The organism is Enterococcus sp. CWB-B31 (assembly GCF_020567645.1).
Taxonomy (GTDB): domain Bacteria; phylum Bacillota; class Bacilli; order Lactobacillales; family Enterococcaceae; genus Enterococcus_L.
Genome location: NZ_JAJDJW010000001.1, coordinates 341,260 through 358,644 on the forward strand (window position 1 = coordinate 341,260; position 17,385 = coordinate 358,644).

The 17,385-nt window shown below is 40.1% G+C and carries 15 protein-coding genes; 12 read left to right on the forward strand and 3 right to left on the reverse strand.

What is annotated here, in order from left to right:
* Window positions 1–610: 610 nt before the first annotated feature.
* Complete coding sequence (gene def, locus LI954_RS01340; protein WP_202066319.1) at window positions 611–1,174, reverse strand: peptide deformylase; 564 nt, start codon at window positions 1,172–1,174, stop codon at window positions 611–613.
* Between the two features lie 437 nt (window positions 1,175–1,611).
* Here def and rpsO point away from each other — a divergent pair, with 437 nt between their 5' ends.
* The 6 genes from rpsO to LI954_RS01370 all read left to right on the forward strand — a co-directional run bounded on the left by rpsO (window position 1,612) and on the right by LI954_RS01370 (window position 9,378).
* Window positions 1,612–1,881 carry a 30S ribosomal protein S15 gene (rpsO, locus tag LI954_RS01345; protein WP_202066327.1) on the forward strand — a complete coding sequence of 90 codons (270 nt, stop codon included), beginning with the start codon at window positions 1,612–1,614 and terminating at the stop codon, window positions 1,879–1,881.
* Between the two features lie 581 nt (window positions 1,882–2,462).
* Window positions 2,463–4,577 (forward strand): polyribonucleotide nucleotidyltransferase, encoded by a 2,115-nt coding sequence (gene pnp / locus LI954_RS01350; protein ID WP_229443284.1) that lies wholly within the window; start codon window positions 2,463–2,465, stop codon window positions 4,575–4,577.
* A 401-nt stretch (window positions 4,578–4,978) separates the two neighbouring features.
* Window positions 4,979–5,839: a rod shape-determining protein MreC gene (gene mreC / locus LI954_RS01355; RefSeq protein ID WP_202066332.1), complete on the forward strand. Its 861-nt coding sequence runs from the start codon at window positions 4,979–4,981 to the stop codon at window positions 5,837–5,839.
* Window positions 5,836–6,345: a rod shape-determining protein MreD gene (mreD, locus tag LI954_RS01360; protein ID WP_202066334.1), complete on the forward strand. Its 510-nt coding sequence runs from the start codon at window positions 5,836–5,838 to the stop codon at window positions 6,343–6,345. The genes mreC and mreD overlap by 4 nt, the downstream gene beginning before the upstream one ends.
* Before the next feature lie 193 nt (window positions 6,346–6,538).
* A complete protein-coding gene (locus LI954_RS01365; protein ID WP_229443285.1) occupies window positions 6,539–7,822 on the forward strand; it encodes a coiled-coil domain-containing protein in 1,284 nt (427 codons plus the stop codon).
* Window positions 7,823–8,067: 245 nt separating this feature from the next.
* Window positions 8,068–9,378 carry an NlpC/P60 family protein gene (locus LI954_RS01370; protein ID WP_229443286.1) on the forward strand — a complete coding sequence of 437 codons (1,311 nt, stop codon included), beginning with the start codon at window positions 8,068–8,070 and terminating at the stop codon, window positions 9,376–9,378.
* A gap of 674 nt (window positions 9,379–10,052) precedes the next feature.
* Here LI954_RS01370 and LI954_RS01375 read toward each other — a convergent pair.
* Window positions 10,053–11,858: a M3 family oligoendopeptidase gene (locus tag LI954_RS01375; RefSeq protein ID WP_229443287.1), complete on the reverse strand. Its 1,806-nt coding sequence runs from the start codon at window positions 11,856–11,858 to the stop codon at window positions 10,053–10,055.
* 104 nt (window positions 11,859–11,962) lie between these two features.
* On the opposite strand from LI954_RS01375, the gene LI954_RS01380 reads away from it, so the two are divergent.
* From LI954_RS01380 to LI954_RS01395, 4 genes are all read left to right on the forward strand, one after another.
* Window positions 11,963–12,475 (forward strand): VanZ family protein, encoded by a 513-nt coding sequence (locus tag LI954_RS01380; RefSeq protein ID WP_229442280.1) that lies wholly within the window; start codon window positions 11,963–11,965, stop codon window positions 12,473–12,475.
* Between the two features lie 168 nt (window positions 12,476–12,643).
* Entirely contained in the window at window positions 12,644–13,369 is a 726-nt protein-coding gene (locus tag LI954_RS01385; protein ID WP_202066343.1) for a YebC/PmpR family DNA-binding transcriptional regulator, read from the forward strand.
* A gap of 199 nt (window positions 13,370–13,568) precedes the next feature.
* The gene (locus LI954_RS01390; protein WP_202066345.1) at window positions 13,569–14,078 is read left to right on the forward strand and encodes a sigma-70 family RNA polymerase sigma factor; all 510 of its coding nucleotides are present in this window, start codon (window positions 13,569–13,571) and stop codon (window positions 14,076–14,078) included.
* Window positions 14,078–15,121: a DUF4349 domain-containing protein gene (locus tag LI954_RS01395; protein WP_229443288.1), complete on the forward strand. Its 1,044-nt coding sequence runs from the start codon at window positions 14,078–14,080 to the stop codon at window positions 15,119–15,121. Before LI954_RS01390 ends, LI954_RS01395 begins: the two co-directional genes overlap by 1 nt.
* 187 nt (window positions 15,122–15,308) lie before the next feature.
* On the opposite strand, the gene LI954_RS01400 is transcribed toward LI954_RS01395, so the two are convergent.
* Complete coding sequence (locus LI954_RS01400) at window positions 15,309–15,461, reverse strand: hypothetical protein (RefSeq protein ID WP_202066349.1); 153 nt, start codon at window positions 15,459–15,461, stop codon at window positions 15,309–15,311.
* Between the two features lie 157 nt (window positions 15,462–15,618).
* On the opposite strand from LI954_RS01400, the gene lacD reads away from it, so the two are divergent.
* Both lacD and agaF read left to right on the forward strand, forming a co-directional pair.
* Window positions 15,619–16,602: a tagatose-bisphosphate aldolase gene (lacD, locus tag LI954_RS01405; protein WP_229443289.1), complete on the forward strand. Its 984-nt coding sequence runs from the start codon at window positions 15,619–15,621 to the stop codon at window positions 16,600–16,602.
* Window positions 16,603–16,943: 341 nt separating this feature from the next.
* Window positions 16,944–17,384 (forward strand): PTS galactosamine/N-acetylgalactosamine transporter subunit IIA, encoded by a 441-nt coding sequence (gene agaF / locus LI954_RS01410; RefSeq protein ID WP_202066353.1) that lies wholly within the window; start codon window positions 16,944–16,946, stop codon window positions 17,382–17,384.
* Window position 17,385: the final 1 nt, after the last annotated feature.

A 17,385-nucleotide genomic window follows, 5' to 3' on the forward strand; every position in this document is an offset into this window, starting at 1 on the left:
AGAAATGAAACTGGGCGTTCTGATGTATGAAGAATATCTTTTTGGCATAAAAAATCTGAGTTGAAAGACTATAATATTAAACTTGAAGACAGCAGCTATGAAGTCTATGAGCGTGGGGAACGGGTAATTAAATTTACAGACCCTTCTGAAATATCTGTCAGGGAATTAAAAAATCAAAAGGTAAAGCTTCAGGAAGTCTAAACTGAGATAAAAAATAGTAAACTATCTCCGTTGAGCTTTAGCTTTTCGTATGAAAGCAACAGTGGAAAAGACAGCCAGATTGATTCTCTGAAACTTGAGATAAAAATGAAAGATGGAAGTATGAAAATCTACATTTGAAGATATTTTTGCTTTCAGCTCGGTACAGGAAGATGGCTTGAATGATATTCGTGTTGAGGGCGAGTATTTAGAATTGAACGATGTAGACAATGACAGTAAATTATCTATACTTTGTTGAAGCTGGTAAAGAGATGAGGTGTCGGCATGTTTTCTTAGCAGTCTTTTTACAGGAGACAGGAGTAATGATTATTTTTGATAAAAAAATCTGATTGACAGACTGTGAGAAGCGTGTCAATCAGATTATAAGTAAACGTGTGAATTCGAATCGGAATTATTCGATAATCAATACGCCGTCTTTCAAATTGAAGGGACTGTTTTCATTGATATGATCATAGAACATAATCCCGTTTAAATGATCAATTTCATGTTGTACCACAATGGCTTCATAATTTTTTAGCCGTATTTTCTGTTTTTCACCATTTGCATCAAAATAAGTCAGCGTAATTTTGCTGTGGCGCACAACGTAACCGGGGACCTCCCGATCTACTGATAGACAGCCTTCGCCTTCCGCCAGACAAGCATCCTGAACAGAGTGGCTGATAATTTTTGGATTGTACATGACAGCACTAAGGACCGGCTCTGGATTTTCCATATCTGAACTGGGAACATGGACAGCAATAATTCTTTTAGAAATATCCAATTGGGGAGCTGCAAGACCAACGCCGCCTCTTAATTCCAGTTCTTCCGCTTTTTCAGGGTCCTGACTGTTTTGCAGAAAGGTCATCATTTCCTGTCCCAGTTTAATATCTTCTTCAGATAGAGGCAATGCTGTTTCTTCTGCGACTTTGCGCAGGGTAGGATGCCCCTCCCGAATAATGTCATTCATCAAAATCATTCAGATGATTCCTCCTTTTATCATTAAAACAGTAAAAGATTTTACTGGCAGTTTGAACATTTTGCGTAATTAAGTGTATCACAAAACAGAAAAAAATGGGGACTTTTCTACAGAAAACAAGGGTTTTTGTTCAGGGGGCAGACAGCAGAGCAAAAGAATCAGAAGCGACCTGAAAGGTCAGACATTGAACAGAAGTATCTGAATAGCACAGGTTAGGAACAGCAGGTCGAGACAATTTTTCCGAGATTTGCTGTCTGTCGAAAAAAGAGAGAGCTTTTCACGTGTTTACGGTGTTCTTCCTTCGTTTTGTCTTGCATTTTGACATGCTATCCTGTAAAGTATAATCTGTGTGGAAACATACCGTCTTTTACTTGGTTGTACGAGTCACCAACGTACTACTCAGTATTTAGATGATTTTTTAGAAAGAGGTGGAAAATATGGTAATGTCAAAAGAACAGAAAAACCAAATCATTAGCGAATATGCTTTGCATGAAGGAGATACTGGTTCACCGGAAGTACAGATCGCTGTATTAACAGCTGATATCAATCACCTGAATGAGCATGCACGCGTTCACAAAAAAGATCACCATTCTTACCGTGGACTAATGAAAAAAATCGGTCACCGTCGTAACTTGTTAGCTTACCTGCGTAAGACTGACATCCAACGCTACCGTGAACTGATCCAACGTTTAGGCTTACGTCGTTAATCCAAAATATGAAAGTGGGATTCACCAGAATCTCACTTTTTTAGTCTGAGGTTGTGACAAAAGCGGCTAGTTCTGAGAACCAGATAGGTATGCCCAGCATCGAAGCGAAGCAATAAGAAGGAGTATCCGAAAATTGTCAAGGAGCACTATTTATGAGATGAATGGTTGTGGATTGATACGTAGTATTTCCGAGAGGTTGCCTGCGATTACTCATCGCACAAAAAGATTTGCTTCTGCGGTTCTCACTACGCTACACTTCGTTTCAATCTCATCAATTTCTAAATGGCAAAGCTACTAAGAATTGAAGGGCTTTGTTCCGATCCTCGAAATATCCAAAGAATGGAACATCGTTTGTAAGTAGTTGGGACTTATCTCAGTTAATAAGCATAAGGGGCCTGCGATCAATTCTATCGCTGTATTCCCAACTGTTCAGAAATAAAGTATCAGGTGTACTTTAAATAAAACTGTACCTTGAAGAGCCGGTCAGAACTCTACTAACCAAATGAAAGGATCTAATCCATTGGGTTTTTCCATTTGTTTAGTAGTGTCCCGCTTTTCAAAGGACAAGAAGGAGATTCAACATGTCAGAGAAACAAATATTTAAAACAACATGGGGGGGACGTCCCCTGCAAATCGAGGTTGGTCAGTTGGCAAAACAGGCAAACGGTGCAGTATTGGTTCGCTATGGAGATACCGTTGTATTGAGCGCTGCTGTTGCTTCGAAAGAAGCAAAAGATGTAGACTTCTTTCCGTTGACAGTGAATTATGAAGAAAAAATGTATGCAGTCGGAAAAGTTCCCGGAGGCTTTATTAAACGGGAAGGTCGTCCAAGTGAACGCGCTACATTGACTGCACGCTTGATTGACCGTCCAATCCGTCCAATGTTTGCAGATGGATTCCGTAATGAAGTGCAAATTACGAATACTGTGATGAGTGTGGAACAGGACTGCACACCGGAAATGGCAGCTATGCTGGGTTCCTCTCTGGCATTGGCTATTTCAGATATTCCATTTGACGGACCGATTGCTGGTGTGAATGTTGGTCGTGTAGATGGAGAATATGTATTGAATCCAACGATTGAACAATCAGAAAAAACAGATATTGAATTAAGCGTTGCCGGAACAAAAAAAGCGATTAACATGGTTGAAAGCGGAGCAAAAGAAGTATCAGAAGAAGATATGCTGGGTGCACTGTTGTTTGGTTTTGATGCAATTAAAGAATTGGTGGCTTTTCAGGAAGAAGTTGTGGCAGCAGTCGGAAAACCTAAGATGGAAGTATCCCTTCTTCAGGTGGAAGCAGAACTTAAAAAAGAGATTTTTGACGGCTATTACCAAACAATGAAAGATGCTGTTATGACTGAAGAAAAACTTGCTCGTGAAGATAACATTGATGCAGTGAAGGGTCAGGTGAAAGAAGCCTATGCAGAAAAATATGCAGATTCTGAAGAGCTCGGCCGTATTAACAAAGAAGTAAAGCAGATTGCTGAAGATTTGGAAAAGGATGTAGTGCGTGAACTAATTACGATTGATAAAATCCGCCCAGATGGCCGTAAGCTGGATGAAATCCGTCCGCTTGCCTCTGAAGTGGGAATTCTGCCTCGAGTACACGGCTCCGGTTTATTTACCAGAGGTCAGACTCAGGCATTGTCAGTTTGTACTCTTGCCCCATTAGGTGAGCATCAAATTATTGATGGATTGGGTGTGGAAGACAGCAAACGATTCATTCATCATTACAACTTCCCTCAGTTCTCTGTAGGGTCAACAGGTCGTGCTGGTTCTCCAGGACGTCGTGAAATCGGACATGGTGCTTTGGGTGAGCGTGCAATGGCACAGATTATCCCAAGTGAAGCAGATTTCCCTTACACAATCCGTATCGTTTCTGAAGTACTGGAATCAAATGGTTCTTCTTCTCAGGCAAGTATCTGTGCCGGGATTTTAGCTTTGATGGATGCTGGTGTGCCGATTAAAGCACCTGTTGCCGGAATCGCAATGGGCTTGGTCAGTGACGGAGAAAATTATACGATTCTAACAGACATTCAAGGATTGGAAGATCATCTTGGAGATATGGACTTTAAAGTTGCGGGAACAAAAGAAGGAATTACTGCATTGCAGATGGATATAAAGATTCAGGGGATTACGGAACAAATTCTGAAGGAAGCTTTGGAACAGGCGAAGAAAGCCCGTATGGAAATCTTGGCAGAACTGACATCAACCTTGAGCGGTCCTCGTGAAGAGCTTAGTCAATATGCTCCGAAGATTGAAATGATTCAAATCAAACCAGCTAAAATCAAAGATGTCATTGGTAAAGGCGGAGAAACAATCAATGGAATTATTGATGAGACCGGTGTTAAAATTGATATTGATCAAGAGGGTAATGTAAGTATTGCCTCGGCAAATGCTGATATGATTAAGAAAGCAATTAAGATTATTGAAGAACTGACAAAAGAAGTGGAAGTAGGTCAGGTTTATCTGGGGAAAGTAGTGAGGATTGAAAAATTCGGTGCGTTCATTAACTTAATCAAAGGAAAAGATGGACTGGTTCACATTTCTCAGCTGGCCAATGAACGTGTGGAAAAAGTTGAAGATGTTGTAAAGCTTGGGGATGAAATCCTTGTTAAAGTAACGGAAATTGACAAAATGGGACGCGTGAACGTTTCAAGAAAAGCGTTGCTGAATGAAGAGAAAAAAGACAAATAGTATGGTTGAATAGATGAGGGGTGACAAAGCCCTTCGTTCCGATCCTCGAAGAATGGAGGGGCTTTGCTTCTACGCGCTTCTACGAATACTCATCGCATGTCTGAGGTGATCCTACGTGCTTGAAATCATACAAAGCTGGAACACCGTTTATTCGGCTTTAGGGATCTCAGACATACTTATGTCACAATCCCTTCTGCAGCTGGCTGATTGTTTGTCTTATACGAAGAATACATCAGCTTCAATCTTTTTTTGGAAAGCGAATGGGTCGGTTTAATCAACCTGTTCGTTTTTCATCTATTAATTGATAAAAAAAGTTAAAGAGCATCTTTGCGGCTCTTTTGTTCGCAGCTAAAAAGTGGTAAAATTAGTGCCACAGTTTGAAGACTATCTGAGGTGTCGGTGTGAAGAAATTTAATCCAAATAAAAATATAATTATTACTTTGATTTTAGTAATCATTGTGGTCACTGTAATCAGCTTGACTGCGGCGCAAAGAGCAAACAATGGAAAAGCAAATATTGTTCAATCTGCAGTAAACGATGGTGTCGGTATTGTTGACAAGATGTTTTCAGCACCTGCAAAAGCGGTAGCCAGCAGTTTGGCTTCATTAACAAATCTATTTAATACATATGATGAAAACCAGCAGTTGAAAGAAAAAATAGACAGTTATAATGAACTGGCAATTCAAAATGAGAATTATCAAAAAGAAATTGATTCGCTGAAAGAAGAAATCGGCTTAAATGAAACCTTGACGACTTATGAAAAAGTCACAGCTAATGTAATCAGCCGTTCGCCGGATACTTGGCAGGATATCATGATTGTGGATAAAGGCAGCAACGCCGGTATTGAAGTGAATATGGCTGTCCTTTCTCAAAAGGGATTGATTGGGCGAGTAATTGAGGTGAACGGTTTTTCTTCCAAAGTGGAACTGTTGACTACCAAAAATCAAAATTCCAATCATTTTCCAATACGTGTCAGTACTGACAGCGGGGATTCTTATGGGCTGCTGAAGGAATACGATGATAAAGAAAAAGCTTTGGTTGCAACACAATTGACAGGTGATTCAGAGATAAAGGTTGGCGCAGTTGTCCAGACTTCCGGGTTAGGAGGAAACTCTCCAGCTGATCTTCCGGTGGGAATTGTGGAGAAGGTAGAACCGGATAAATACGGACTTGACAGAGAAGTGTATGTTAAACCCTATGCAGATATGTATGATATTAAATTTGTGACGATCATTCAAAGAGCGGCAGGTGGAAATGAATGATTCCAAAAGATAAGGTAAAGTACTATGCGCCTTTCATTCTTTTTTTCCTGATGCTGACGGATGGTCAGTTGACAATGTGGGCAGAGAATCTGGTGGATAATGTTTATTTTCCGAGTGCTCATTTTCTGTTGTTAGCTTACGTAACGATGATTCCAAATTTAACGAAACGATATGTCATTATCAGTTCAGTCATTCTTGGTTTGATTTGTGACAGCTACTATATCGGTGTTTTGGGAATTTATACGGTAGCCTTAACGGTTACTGTTGTGCTGATGTATACTTTTCAAAAAGTTTTGGACACAAATATTCCGACTGCCTTTTTTGGAATGGTAATTTTTGTTACCTGCTATGAATTGATTTCGGTTGTACTGCAAATGATTTTCCGATTGTCAAATGTTGGACCCATCATTTTTATTACCAGAACGCTCGGACCGACTTTGTTATTTAATATGCTGTTATTTGTACTATTTTATTATCCGTTAAAGAAGCTATTCTCTACAGCATAGTTTCTTTTTTTGTTTTCGGAAGAATCTTTCGACGGGGGGTATGCTATTTAATGTGCCCTTGGAAACATTTTTGTAATATTCATTATATATATATGACATATATTTGTGTTACAATTGTATTGATACTGAAAAAAAAAGTAAGCGAAATAATTGATTTTAATTAATAGATAGACATATTCGGAGGAGTACATTCGTGAAAAATAATCTGATATCAACTTTACTGGTCTGTTCGTTGGCTCTGACCGCAGTCTCTTTGCCTGCAGTTGCTACAGCAACGGATGTTCAAATTACAGAACAGAATCAAAAAATTGATGCATTAAAAACAAAAGAAGCAGAAGCAGAACAGGCGTTGGCTGAGATTGAGACTGAAATGCTGGCAACAGCAGAAAAAGTGGATAAGCTCAGCGAAACTAAAGAACTGCTTACAGAAGAAATCAAAAATCTTTACAATGAAATTTCTGATTTAAATGTGCGTATTCAAAAAAGAGATGTTCAAATGCAGAAGCAAGCCAGAGATGTGCAAGTCAGCGGAAATGGTACAAGCTATCTTGAAGTTATTCTGAATTCAGAATCTCTTTCTGATGCCTTGACTCGCGTTCAAAGCCTGACTGCATTAGTTAACGCCAATAATGACTTACTGGATCAGCAAACAGAAGATAAAGCTGAAGTAGATGATAAGACAAAAACAGTTGAAAGTCAGATTTCTGTTTTAGAAACAGCTGTTAAAGAGTTGGATAAAAAGACAGCATCACTGGAAACTTTGAAAATTCAGCAGGAGATTGCCAAAAATGAGTTGGAAGCAGAACGGGCAACGGAAGAAAGTAAAAAGGCTGAATATACTGCCCAAAAAACAGCTGCCGAGCAAAAACTGGCAGAGCAGGAGGCTGAGCAGAAGCGGATAGAAGAAGAGAAGGAAAAGCTGGTCCAGGAAATTCTTGCTCAAACTGAAAGTATGAATATTATCGAAGAAGATGGTACAACTTCTGCTATACAGAAGCCTGCCCAATCAACATCAAAGTATGATGACACAGACACAGCAATGCCTGGAAGTGCCAAAAATGTTTCCGCTGCAAAACAGGCGGTAGTAAGTGCTGCACTGGCAGATTGCGGCAACAGCTATCCAACTGGCTGGGGTGCCCAGGGCGAGTGCCTTGTTTCAGTTCGACGCTGGTTATCTGCAGGGAATATTGGTTTTGCTGTCGGTGGTCCTCACAGCGGATATGTGGCTTCAGGGGCAGTTCAGATCTCGTGGGCCGATGTACAGCCCGGAGATGTTGTTCAATATGAAAATATCTATAGTCCAGAAGGCTGGATTGGCGGAGTTCATACTGTATTGATTGTAGGTGTGGAAAATGGAATCGTTCAAATTGTAGAAGCTAATAATCCTGGCGGTTCTGGCTATGTTTCGACAAATAAAAACTGGAGACCTGCGCCTCCAGCTAATTTTAGAGCAGTTGTATGGCGTTTTCCGGGATAACGGGATAAGGAATAAAATTAAATAGGATAAAGCAAAGGGGATTGTGATAAACACTGTATGAGGGCTTTTGACCTCATGAGTGTTTATCACAACCTCTTTCTTATTTCGATATTTGAAACAATTTTGTAATGTTTCTATTATCTGTATGACATAGGAGTATGTTAAACTGATAAAGTCAATAATTGAGAAAAGAAAATTATAACTTTAGAGTTTAACTTTAAATAATTTGCCCGGAGGAATGAATAGTGAAGAAACGCGTAATCCCAATGTTAGTATTAAGTTCATTAGTACTTTCAACAGTAGGACCTTCTGCAACTGCATTCGCAGATGATGTTGATTCAAAAATTCAACAACAGGAACAAAAAATCAGTGGACTTAAAGCTCAGGAAGCATCAGTACAAACACAAATCGCTTCTTTACAAAATGAAATTGCTGAAATCGTAACACAAGCAGATCAACTGCAATTAGAACAAACTGAATTAAGAGAACAGACAGCAGCATTAGCAGCTGAAATTGCTGAATTAACTAAACGGATTGAAAAACGTGAAGTTGCTATTCAGGAACAAGCGCGTGACGTTCAAGTGAACGGAAGTGCAACTAGTTATATGGATACTGTTTTAGCAGCGGAATCATTTTCTGATGCTATTACTCGTGTTCAGGCCCTGACAACAATTGTCAGAGCAAACAATGATTTAGTACAGCAGCAAAAAGATGATCAGCAAGCAGTAGAAGCTAAAAAAGCTGAAACTCAAGAAAAAAGTGCTAAAATCGAAGAAAATCAAGTAGCATTAGAAGCTCAAAAAGGTGAAATTATTAAGTCACAGCTTGATTTGGAAGTATTACAAGCAGGTTTGTCTGCTGAGCGTGCAACTGCAGAAGATCAAAAAGCTGCGTTTGTTCAACAAAAGGCAGAAGCAGAAGCACAACGTGCACTGGTAGCCCAACAGGAGGCAGCAGCTAGAGAAGCAGCTGAAGCTGCCGCGGCGACTGCAGCAGAACAGTCAACTGTTGAAGAAAATAATAGTACAACAGTTGCAACTGAAGATGTTGGGAATACAACATCAGGTAATTCAGGAAGCAATAATAATACTAATAGCGGTGGGAACAATACGAATTCAGGTAATGGAGGTGTTACACCAACGCCAACACCAGATCCTGCACCGACACCAACACCAACGCCCGATCCTACACCTGCTCCTGCACCGTCAGGCGGTTCAGCAGTTTCTGTAGCGATGGCACAAGTAGGAAAATCTTACGTATGGGGTTCTAAAGGACCAAACAGCTTTGACTGTTCAGGGCTTGTCTATTACGCATTTATGACTGCTCAAGGTCGTAATGTGGGTGGCTATACGGTGGCTCAAGAGGGTGCCGGAACACGTATCGCAGTTTCAGAAGCTCAAGCAGGAGACTTGTACTTCTGGGGATCACCGGGCGCTTCTTATCACGTAGCGATTGCATTAGGCGGAGGTTCATTCGTTCATGCAGCTAATCCTTCTCAAGGGGTACGTGTAGATTCAGTAAGCGGATGGGCGCCAAGCTTTGCAGTACGTATGTAATTCAAATTAATTAGTCAAAAAGATCTGGAATTTTTCCAGATCTTTTTTTAGTGCGCCAGGCATGGCGACTATCTAGGTGGTGAAAGTCCACTGCGAGGGTACACATCGACCAATCGCTAGAGAAACGCAAGGTGGCATTCGTGAGGATGTGGCTGAAGGAAGCGTGTATCAAATTCTTGGCTCGACGAACAGAAACCTGATACCAAGGCTCGGTAAGTGGATAAGGTTCCTATACAAACCAAAGTCCAAAAGATGTGCGTAAACTTATCGGGTAAATCAGGCGAGTAAAAGAGGAAAGTTAGTTGTCTTACTCTGGGAGGTCTCACGAACGATTGAGGAGTCCCCTAGTAAGAAAATCGGTCGAACAAGGTTTAGCATGAGAAGTCAGCCGAGGTCATAGTAGTGGATTATCCAAAGTTGTTCATAGAGCGTTATCCACTAAACGACTAAGGCAAAGAGGACTCCCCTTTGCCTTAGATTATTATCTAAACGTACACACTGCAATATAAGTTGAACCGCCGTATGCCGAACAGTTTGTACGGTGGTGTGAGAGGGCGGAAAGTCAGTTAACTTTTCCCTCTGCTCGATTTTTGTTGTTATTTACCTGCAAATATATAATTCAAAAAAGATGGAGAATAATTTTGGCTTCTCCATCTTAAGTTGATCCTTTGTGATTAAACATACGGTTCAGTCAATTCGAGGAATTCTTTGATGTCTGCGTTGACTAGATCAACACCTGCCTTCCAGAATTCAGGTTTTGTCAGATCAACATTTAGATGCTTTTCAGCCAAGTCTTCTGATGTCATTGAAGCAGTATCTCTAAGAAGATCAATATAGCTGTCTTCAAAGTCAGTACCGCTTTTTTGCGCAGTTGCATAAATTCCTTGACTGAACAGATACCCAAATGTATATGGGAAGTTGTAAAAAGGAATATCATCAATAAAGAAATGAAGCTTGCTTGCCCAGAAATGAGGATGGTAGTTATCCAGACAATTTTGATAACTTTCTTTTTGTGCTTCAAGCATCATTTCTGTTATCTGTTCTTCTGACAGTAAACCTGATTTTCTAGCTTCATAGAAGTTTGTTTCAAATAGAAAACGTGCATGAATGTTCATAAACATTGCATTGGCATTTTGAAGTTTTGCATCCAGCAGATTGATTCGTTCTTCATTAGTTTCAGCTGTTTTTAACGACGCATCAGCGACAATCAGCTCAGCAAATGTACTGGCAGTTTCTGCAACGTTCATCGCATAGTCCCGATTCAATGTGGGCAGCTCCCAGAGAACACTGCTGTGAAATGCATGTCCCAACTCGTGGGCTAAGGTGGCTACTTCATTGATGGAACCGCCATAGGTCATAAATATTCGTGATTCTTTTGTTTCAGGAAGCTCCGTACAATAGCCTCCCGGACGTTTGCCAGGTCGGTCCTCTGCTTCAATCCAGCTTTTTTCAAATACAGACTGAGCGAATTCAGCCATTTTGGGACTGAATTTTTTGAAGTTCGTTAAAATGAATGCAGCAGCTTCGTCAAAACTGAATACTTTTTCCTTCAGATTTCCTAAAATAACAGGAGCGTCCTGATCCTGCCAATCCATCTTTTCTTTGCCGAACAGCTGGGCTTTTCGTGTAAGATAATCAACCATGTGTTGTTTGTTTTCACTGATTACCTGCCACATTGCGTTTAGTGTGTCTTCCTTCATACGATTATAGGTTAGCGGCTTTTCGAGAAAGTTTTTAATTCCGTGAAGCTGATAGTCGCTGAGTCTGAATCCGTCTAAATGATTCAGAGTATCGGCAAGCAGGGGTGATTTTTCTGTCCAGGCCGCTTCCCACAAATCGAATAACGTCTGTCTGATTTCGGCATCGGGATCACTCGTCATTCGGTTAAACGCCTGTCCGGCAGATAACTGACTGACTGATCCATCTTTTTCAGTAAATGGAAGGGTTAGTGTTGAGACAATTGTATCATAATGAGCACTCCATGCAGCTAGACCATCCAGTGAAAGCGTATTGATAATATTTTCTTCATTTTCTGATAGTTGAGCGCGTCCTTCTGTCCGCAGTTCCGTTAATCGGAATGCCAGCTCCTTCCAGTCATTATGCTCAATAAATTTGGACCACTGTTCATCAGATATTTTCATCAGCTTTGTTTTCAGCAATGTATCGCCAAGCTGGGCAGCCGGCATCAGCTTGCTAAGGTTGCCTAATAATATTTTTGCTTTGCTGTCATTGGTGTTTGCTGCTAAAAGTGCATTAATAAAACTGCTGCATTGCATAAAACCATCGTTGATACTGCTTTGCAGCTTTAGGATTTCTTTGAATAGTTGATTTGTTTTTGGATTGCCGATGTCCCATTCCCGAACCAGTGTTTGGTAGGTTTTGCTGTCCGTTTTCAGCTTATTCATTCTGGTGATCAATTCCTCTGATGAACTTCCTCCTGGGAAAATACTGTCTAAATCCCAATTGAGAGAATATGTCATAACACAACCCGCTTTCTTTTATAAACTTTTCTTTATTATTATAGCTTAAAATGCATTGTTTCTTGTAGTGAAAAAAGCTAATATTAGTAAGAAGAGGTGATAAAGTGAAAAACTTTTTTAGAAACAGTAACGTATATCTGATTTGCGCATTTATCATTATGGGTATATTATTTTATAGTTCTTCTCAAACCTATGAACAGCAGTCTCAAATTGGGTTTTTGCAGAAATATTTTTCAAATGAACCATTTAAAGAACAGCTGAGCAGGATTTCTTTTGTGTATGCATCTGATGAAGTCAGTATTCAGGCAAATGGATATTTTAAATTTGTTGAATTTTTTATTCGTAAAGGGGCCCATATTCTGACTTACTTTTTGCTGGGAGGAAGCTGGTTCCTTGGTTTGCGTCCGAGAATCAATCAATCAGTACTTACAGCTGTAGTTGCCTGGCTTACGGCTACCGGTTACGCTGCATTGGATGAAATTCATCAGATGATCACCGGAGGTCGAACCCCCTTGTTTCAGGATATTGCGCTGGATTCGGCCGGAGCGCTGCTGGCTGTGCTGCTCTGCCTGTTGTTTGCAGGATTAAAAGGCAGGAAAAGCCGCGTACAGCTGTGAAATGATTGTTATTTTTATGAGGTTTGATTTGAGGAAGGGAGGACGAGCTTGAGAGAGTTTTCCTTCCTCTTTTTTTATTTTCAGTCATCACGTATATTGGGGCTGTTGCAACAGAAGAAAAGAATAGTACAATGATAGATAGGATAATACAAGTCAGGGGGAAGAAAAATGGCAGGTCACAGTAAATGGAAAAATATTCAAGGCAGAAAAAATGCACAGGACGCAAAACGAGGAAAAATCTTTCAAAAGCTTTCCCGTGAAATTTATATGGCTGCGAAATCCGGTGGAGGAGATCCGGCAATGAATCCTGCGCTACGGCTGGTTATAGACAAAGCAAAAGCAGCCAATATGCCAAATGACAATATTGATCGGGCGATCAAAAAGGCAGATAGTTCAGGAAGTGGCGAACATTATGATGAAGTGATTTATGAAGGATATGGTCCCGGCGGTTCGGCAGTACTGGTTTATGCTTTGACTGACAACCGGAATAGAACCGGAACGAATGTCCGGACTGCTTTTAATCGTAATGGCGGTTCTTTGGGGGAAACTGGCTCAGTCAGCTACATGTTTGATCGTAAAGGGTATATAGCAATTGAACGGGCAGCTTTGTCTGTTGATGAGGATACCATGCTGGAGCAGGTTTTGGATGTTGGCGGAGAAGATTTGGAGGTATCTGAAGAAGTCTTTGAGATTTATACGGTTCCTGAAGCTTTTCCTGCTGTTCGAGAGGGTCTGCAGAAGCTGGACTATTCATTAGCTCAAGCTGAGTTGACCATGGTCCCTCAAACGCTGATAGAGCTTACTGAAGCTCAAAATGAACAGCTGCAGAAGCTGATTGATAAGCTGGAAGACGATGATGATGTGTCGGAAGTATTTACTTCAGCAGATCTGTGATTATTGAAGAATATAATATGAGAACTCAAAAGAGCTTTTTGTACTACCGCCTTTAATGGAAGCAGTACAGTTTTTTTATTTTCGTTCAGTCTGTATTTTACCGGAAAACTCCTGTATGATCGATATGACAGAAAAAAAATAAAAAAAGTTCCAACCTTTTATAATTTACAGACGTCTAATAAGAAAAGAAGGTGAAAAAATGAAGAAAGTATCGGTTGAAGAAGCTGTCAATGGCAGTCAGGAAGCTTTAGAGCTGTTGTTGAAGGAGCATTATCAGCAACTATACAAAACAGCATTTCTTTATGTTAAAAATGAGCCTGATGCGTTGGATATTGTTCAGGATGCAGTGATTAAAATTATTAATAAAATCAGCTGTCTTCAGTTTCCCGAATATTTTACCACCTGGGCTGTCCGCATTGTCATCTATACTGCACTGGATCATTTGAAAAAGAATAAGGCTTATACAGATGAAGTAGACGAACAGATTGCAGACCCAGAAAAAAATTTATCGAAAGAAGAACAGCTGGATATTTATGATGGAATCAGGAGGCTGCCCCAACATCTTCAGGAAGTAACTATTCTTCATTATTTTTATGGCAGAAAGCTCAAAGAAATCAGTCTCGTATTGAATGAACCTCTTGGAACAACAAAGTACAAGCTTCATGAGGCCAGAATGCAACTAAAAAAATATCTTGAGGAGGGTGAATGATGAAACTGAATCAAGAATGGAAACAGCAGTGGGAAAATATCGAAGTCCCTCAGGAAAAAATCGATCGAATGATTGAATACAATGTTAGAGAGCAAACAAAACCTCAATCATTTTTTGTGAGTACAAAATCAGTCGGTAGAAAAATTTTCAGCAGATTCAGTCGTAAGACCTGGCTGATCACTACAATTGGTTTAGCTGTACTGTTCATTATCGTAGTTGCTGTAAATCAGGCTCAAACCAGTAAAACTAATTATATGAGCAGTGGTACAGCAAGTGATGCAGGCTATACACAGGAGGCCGCCTTGGAGAAAGAGGAGGCGACGGCACAAAAATCAGAATCTCAGACAGCTGAGCCTTCTGAAAAAACTGCGCAATTTTATGTTTACTCCAAACAGTCCACAGATTTTGATAAGGATATTGAAGCACTGGAATCACTGGTGAAGGAAAGCAACAGCTATATTGAGAGCTCAAACAAAGGTCAATGGGTTGGAGGACTGCAGCAGGCCTACTACGTTATCCGCATACCAAAATCGGGAAGTCAGGATGTTCTGGATAAGCTGAGCAAGATTGGTGAAACAATAGATGAAAGTGTTCGGACAGAAAACTATGCTGCAACCTACTTAGACAATGAGAGCAGGATCGAGGCGCTGGAAGCAGAAGAAACAGCATTGCTGGAGCTGCTTAAAAAAAGTGAAAAAATGGATGATATGCTGAAAATTCAGGAACGTCTGTCCGTTGTTCGTTCAGAAAGAGAATCGCTGGTTCGTTCCAATAAAGGAATCGACAATAAGGTGGACTATTTAACGGTTGAAGTAACTATTGATGAAGTAGATAAAACAAAAAAGAAACAGGAAAGTCCTTCATTGACACAGCGAATTCAAGGAAACTTTGAGAAGCAAAAGCAGTATTGGCAGGAGCTTGGCGGGAATATTCTTGTCTTTATTGCCAGCAATATCCTCTACATTGTTCTGGTAATAGTTGTTATTCTGTTTTTGGGATATAAATATAAAAAGAGAAAACAAAAGAAAACAGCAGTTGAATAAAGTCAGCTGCTGTTTTCTTTAATCAATTATTGTTACAGCGGGGGGCGTTTAAAAGGTTATTTCCAAATGATTGGAATCACTGCCCTTATATCAGCATTAATCCATATAAATTCTAAATAGGATATTTTTTTACAAAATCTAATGAGCCAAACGGAGGATTTCTAAATTGTTTTTCTCATAGACCAAGTCAAATAATCGAGTTAAGGCTTATTGTCTGTTCAAAGGGTTTACAAAGGCTGTTTAAGCAGATCAGTGTTAATTGAAAATCAGTGATGGAAATATCAGCAAAATAATCATTTTTTCCAAGCAGATCACCCAATGCTACAATTGCATGAATCATGATTGCTCCTCTTTTTTTCTTTACTATACAAGATGAAACGAATAACAGGTCAAGAGGAAAAAGGGAAAGAGCCGTCTCTTTTGTAAATTCTGTTTGAACGACCTATACTCAAGACAGTTAAGGATCAAGCGGGTTGAAAGGAAGGAGAGAATCATGAATGTTGAAATTGAGTGAAGGGAAGAAGGAAGCGCTGGAACGACTATCTACTGAAGAAGGAATTATTGAAGCACTGGCGATTGACCAAAGAGGGTCTCTGAAAAAAATGATGGCTGCTTTTGGAGAATCAAATGTAGAAAAAGAGATTATTAATTTTAAAATAGCTGCTTCAGAAGAACTGACAAAATATGCTTCTGCTATTTTGCTGGATCCCGAATACGGACTGCCTGCAGTAAAAAGACGTTCAGCTGGCTCAGGTCTGCTTCTGGCTTATGAAAAAACTGGGTATGATGTCTCGACTCCTGGAAGAATGCCGGATATTTTGGAAGATTGGTCAGTTCGCCGTTTGAAGGAGGAGGGGGCAGATGCGATTAAGTTCCTTTTGTACTATAACCCGGATGATGATAAGCGAATCAATCATTTAAAACATGTGTTTGTTGAACGGCTGGGCAGCGAGTGTCTGGGCGAGGATATTCCGTTCTTCCTTGAGCTTGTTACGTATGATACGGAAATTGACAGTACACATCCAGCAGACTATGCCCGGATCAAACCGAGAAAGGTGATTGAATCAACGAAAGAATTTGCAAAACCCCAGTATCATGCAGATGTTCTAAAACTGGAAGTTCCGGTAGATATGAACTATGTAGAAGGATTTTCAGATGAGGAGATGGTTTATTCAAGAAAAGAAGCTCTGAGCTATTTTGAAGATCAGAGCGATGCAGCCAATCAACCGTTTATCTTTCTAAGTGCAGGAGTGACAATGCAGTTGTTCCAGGAAACGATTAAGTTTGCCAAGGAAGCCGGTTCAACCTTCAGCGGTGTTCTCTGTGGTCGTGCAACATGGCGTGACGGTGTCAAACCGTATATAACACAAGGAAAAACAGCAGGTTTGGACTGGTTTGCGACCCAAGGCAGAAACAATATAGAAACGCTGAATGAGGTAGTGGAGCAAAGTGCTGTTTCTTGGCGTGATAGAGTAGAGTAAGTAAAGAGGTGAAATTTTCGAGATCCAGATAGTAAAAGAAGAAACCTGAGAGGTAAACTGATTTTTGGTTTAACTCTCAGGTTTTTCATACTATTTTCGTTAAATATAATAAATTTTGGTTGTTTTATGCGTTAGATTGAGCCTTAAAAAACGGCTGCTTTAAAAGATAACAACTGGTATTAATAAGATAACCTGTTTTACGTATTTTTCTCAAAGTAAAACAGAAATTTCATTTTTTTCACATATTTTAGGAAATCAGTTGACTTTGTAAGCGGTTGTACTTTATACTGATATCGTGGTTACTACCAGTTGGTATTTTTTAAGTGGAAGGATGTGAGTGGATGATTGGCTGTATTTTAACGGGTCACGGCAGTTTCGCCCCTGGGATGATGGGAGCAGTGGAGATGATTGCAGGACCTCAGGAATTATTTGAAGTGGTATCTTTTCAGGAAGAGGAAGCACTGGAAGTTTTTGAGGAGAAGATGGAAAAGGCAATAAAAAAATTATTGGACTCGTCAGACGGGGTGGTGATTTTTTCAGATCTTTTGGGAGGAACTCCTTTTCGAACGGCTATGCTGGCGGCCTCTGAAAGAGAGAATGCAGAGGTTCTTGCAGGCACGAATCTGCCGTTATTAATTGAAGGAAGTGGATTGCGCTGTGGAGCCGATTCTGCAAAAGAATTTGTTAGCATGATTCTTGAGGTTGGGCGTTCAGGACTGGTACATGCACAGTTGGAGTTATCGGAGGAAACTGACAATGAATTTGAGGAAGAAGGGATCTGAC

Bases quoted from the DNA above. Each gene is read 5' to 3' on its own strand.
- lacD (WP_229443289.1), top strand. From the start codon at position 15,619: ATGTTGAAATTGAGTGAAGGGAAGAAGGAAGCGCTGGAACGACTATCT.
- mreD (WP_202066334.1), top strand. From the start codon at position 5,836: ATGATTCCAAAAGATAAGGTAAAGTACTATGCGCCTTTCATTCTTTTT.
- LI954_RS01385 (WP_202066343.1), top strand. From the start codon at position 12,644: ATGGCAGGTCACAGTAAATGGAAAAATATTCAAGGCAGAAAAAATGCA.
- LI954_RS01375 (WP_229443287.1), bottom strand. From the start codon at position 11,858: ATGACATATTCTCTCAATTGGGATTTAGACAGTATTTTCCCAGGAGGA.
- LI954_RS01395 (WP_229443288.1), top strand. From the start codon at position 14,078: ATGAAACTGAATCAAGAATGGAAACAGCAGTGGGAAAATATCGAAGTC.
- LI954_RS01390 (WP_202066345.1), top strand. From the start codon at position 13,569: ATGAAGAAAGTATCGGTTGAAGAAGCTGTCAATGGCAGTCAGGAAGCT.
- rpsO (WP_202066327.1), top strand. From the start codon at position 1,612: ATGGTAATGTCAAAAGAACAGAAAAACCAAATCATTAGCGAATATGCT.
- LI954_RS01400 (WP_202066349.1), bottom strand. From the start codon at position 15,461: ATGATTCATGCAATTGTAGCATTGGGTGATCTGCTTGGAAAAAATGAT.
- pnp (WP_229443284.1), top strand. From the start codon at position 2,463: ATGTCAGAGAAACAAATATTTAAAACAACATGGGGGGGACGTCCCCTG.
- def (WP_202066319.1), bottom strand. From the start codon at position 1,174: ATGATTTTGATGAATGACATTATTCGGGAGGGGCATCCTACCCTGCGC.
- agaF (WP_202066353.1), top strand. From the start codon at position 16,944: ATGATTGGCTGTATTTTAACGGGTCACGGCAGTTTCGCCCCTGGGATG.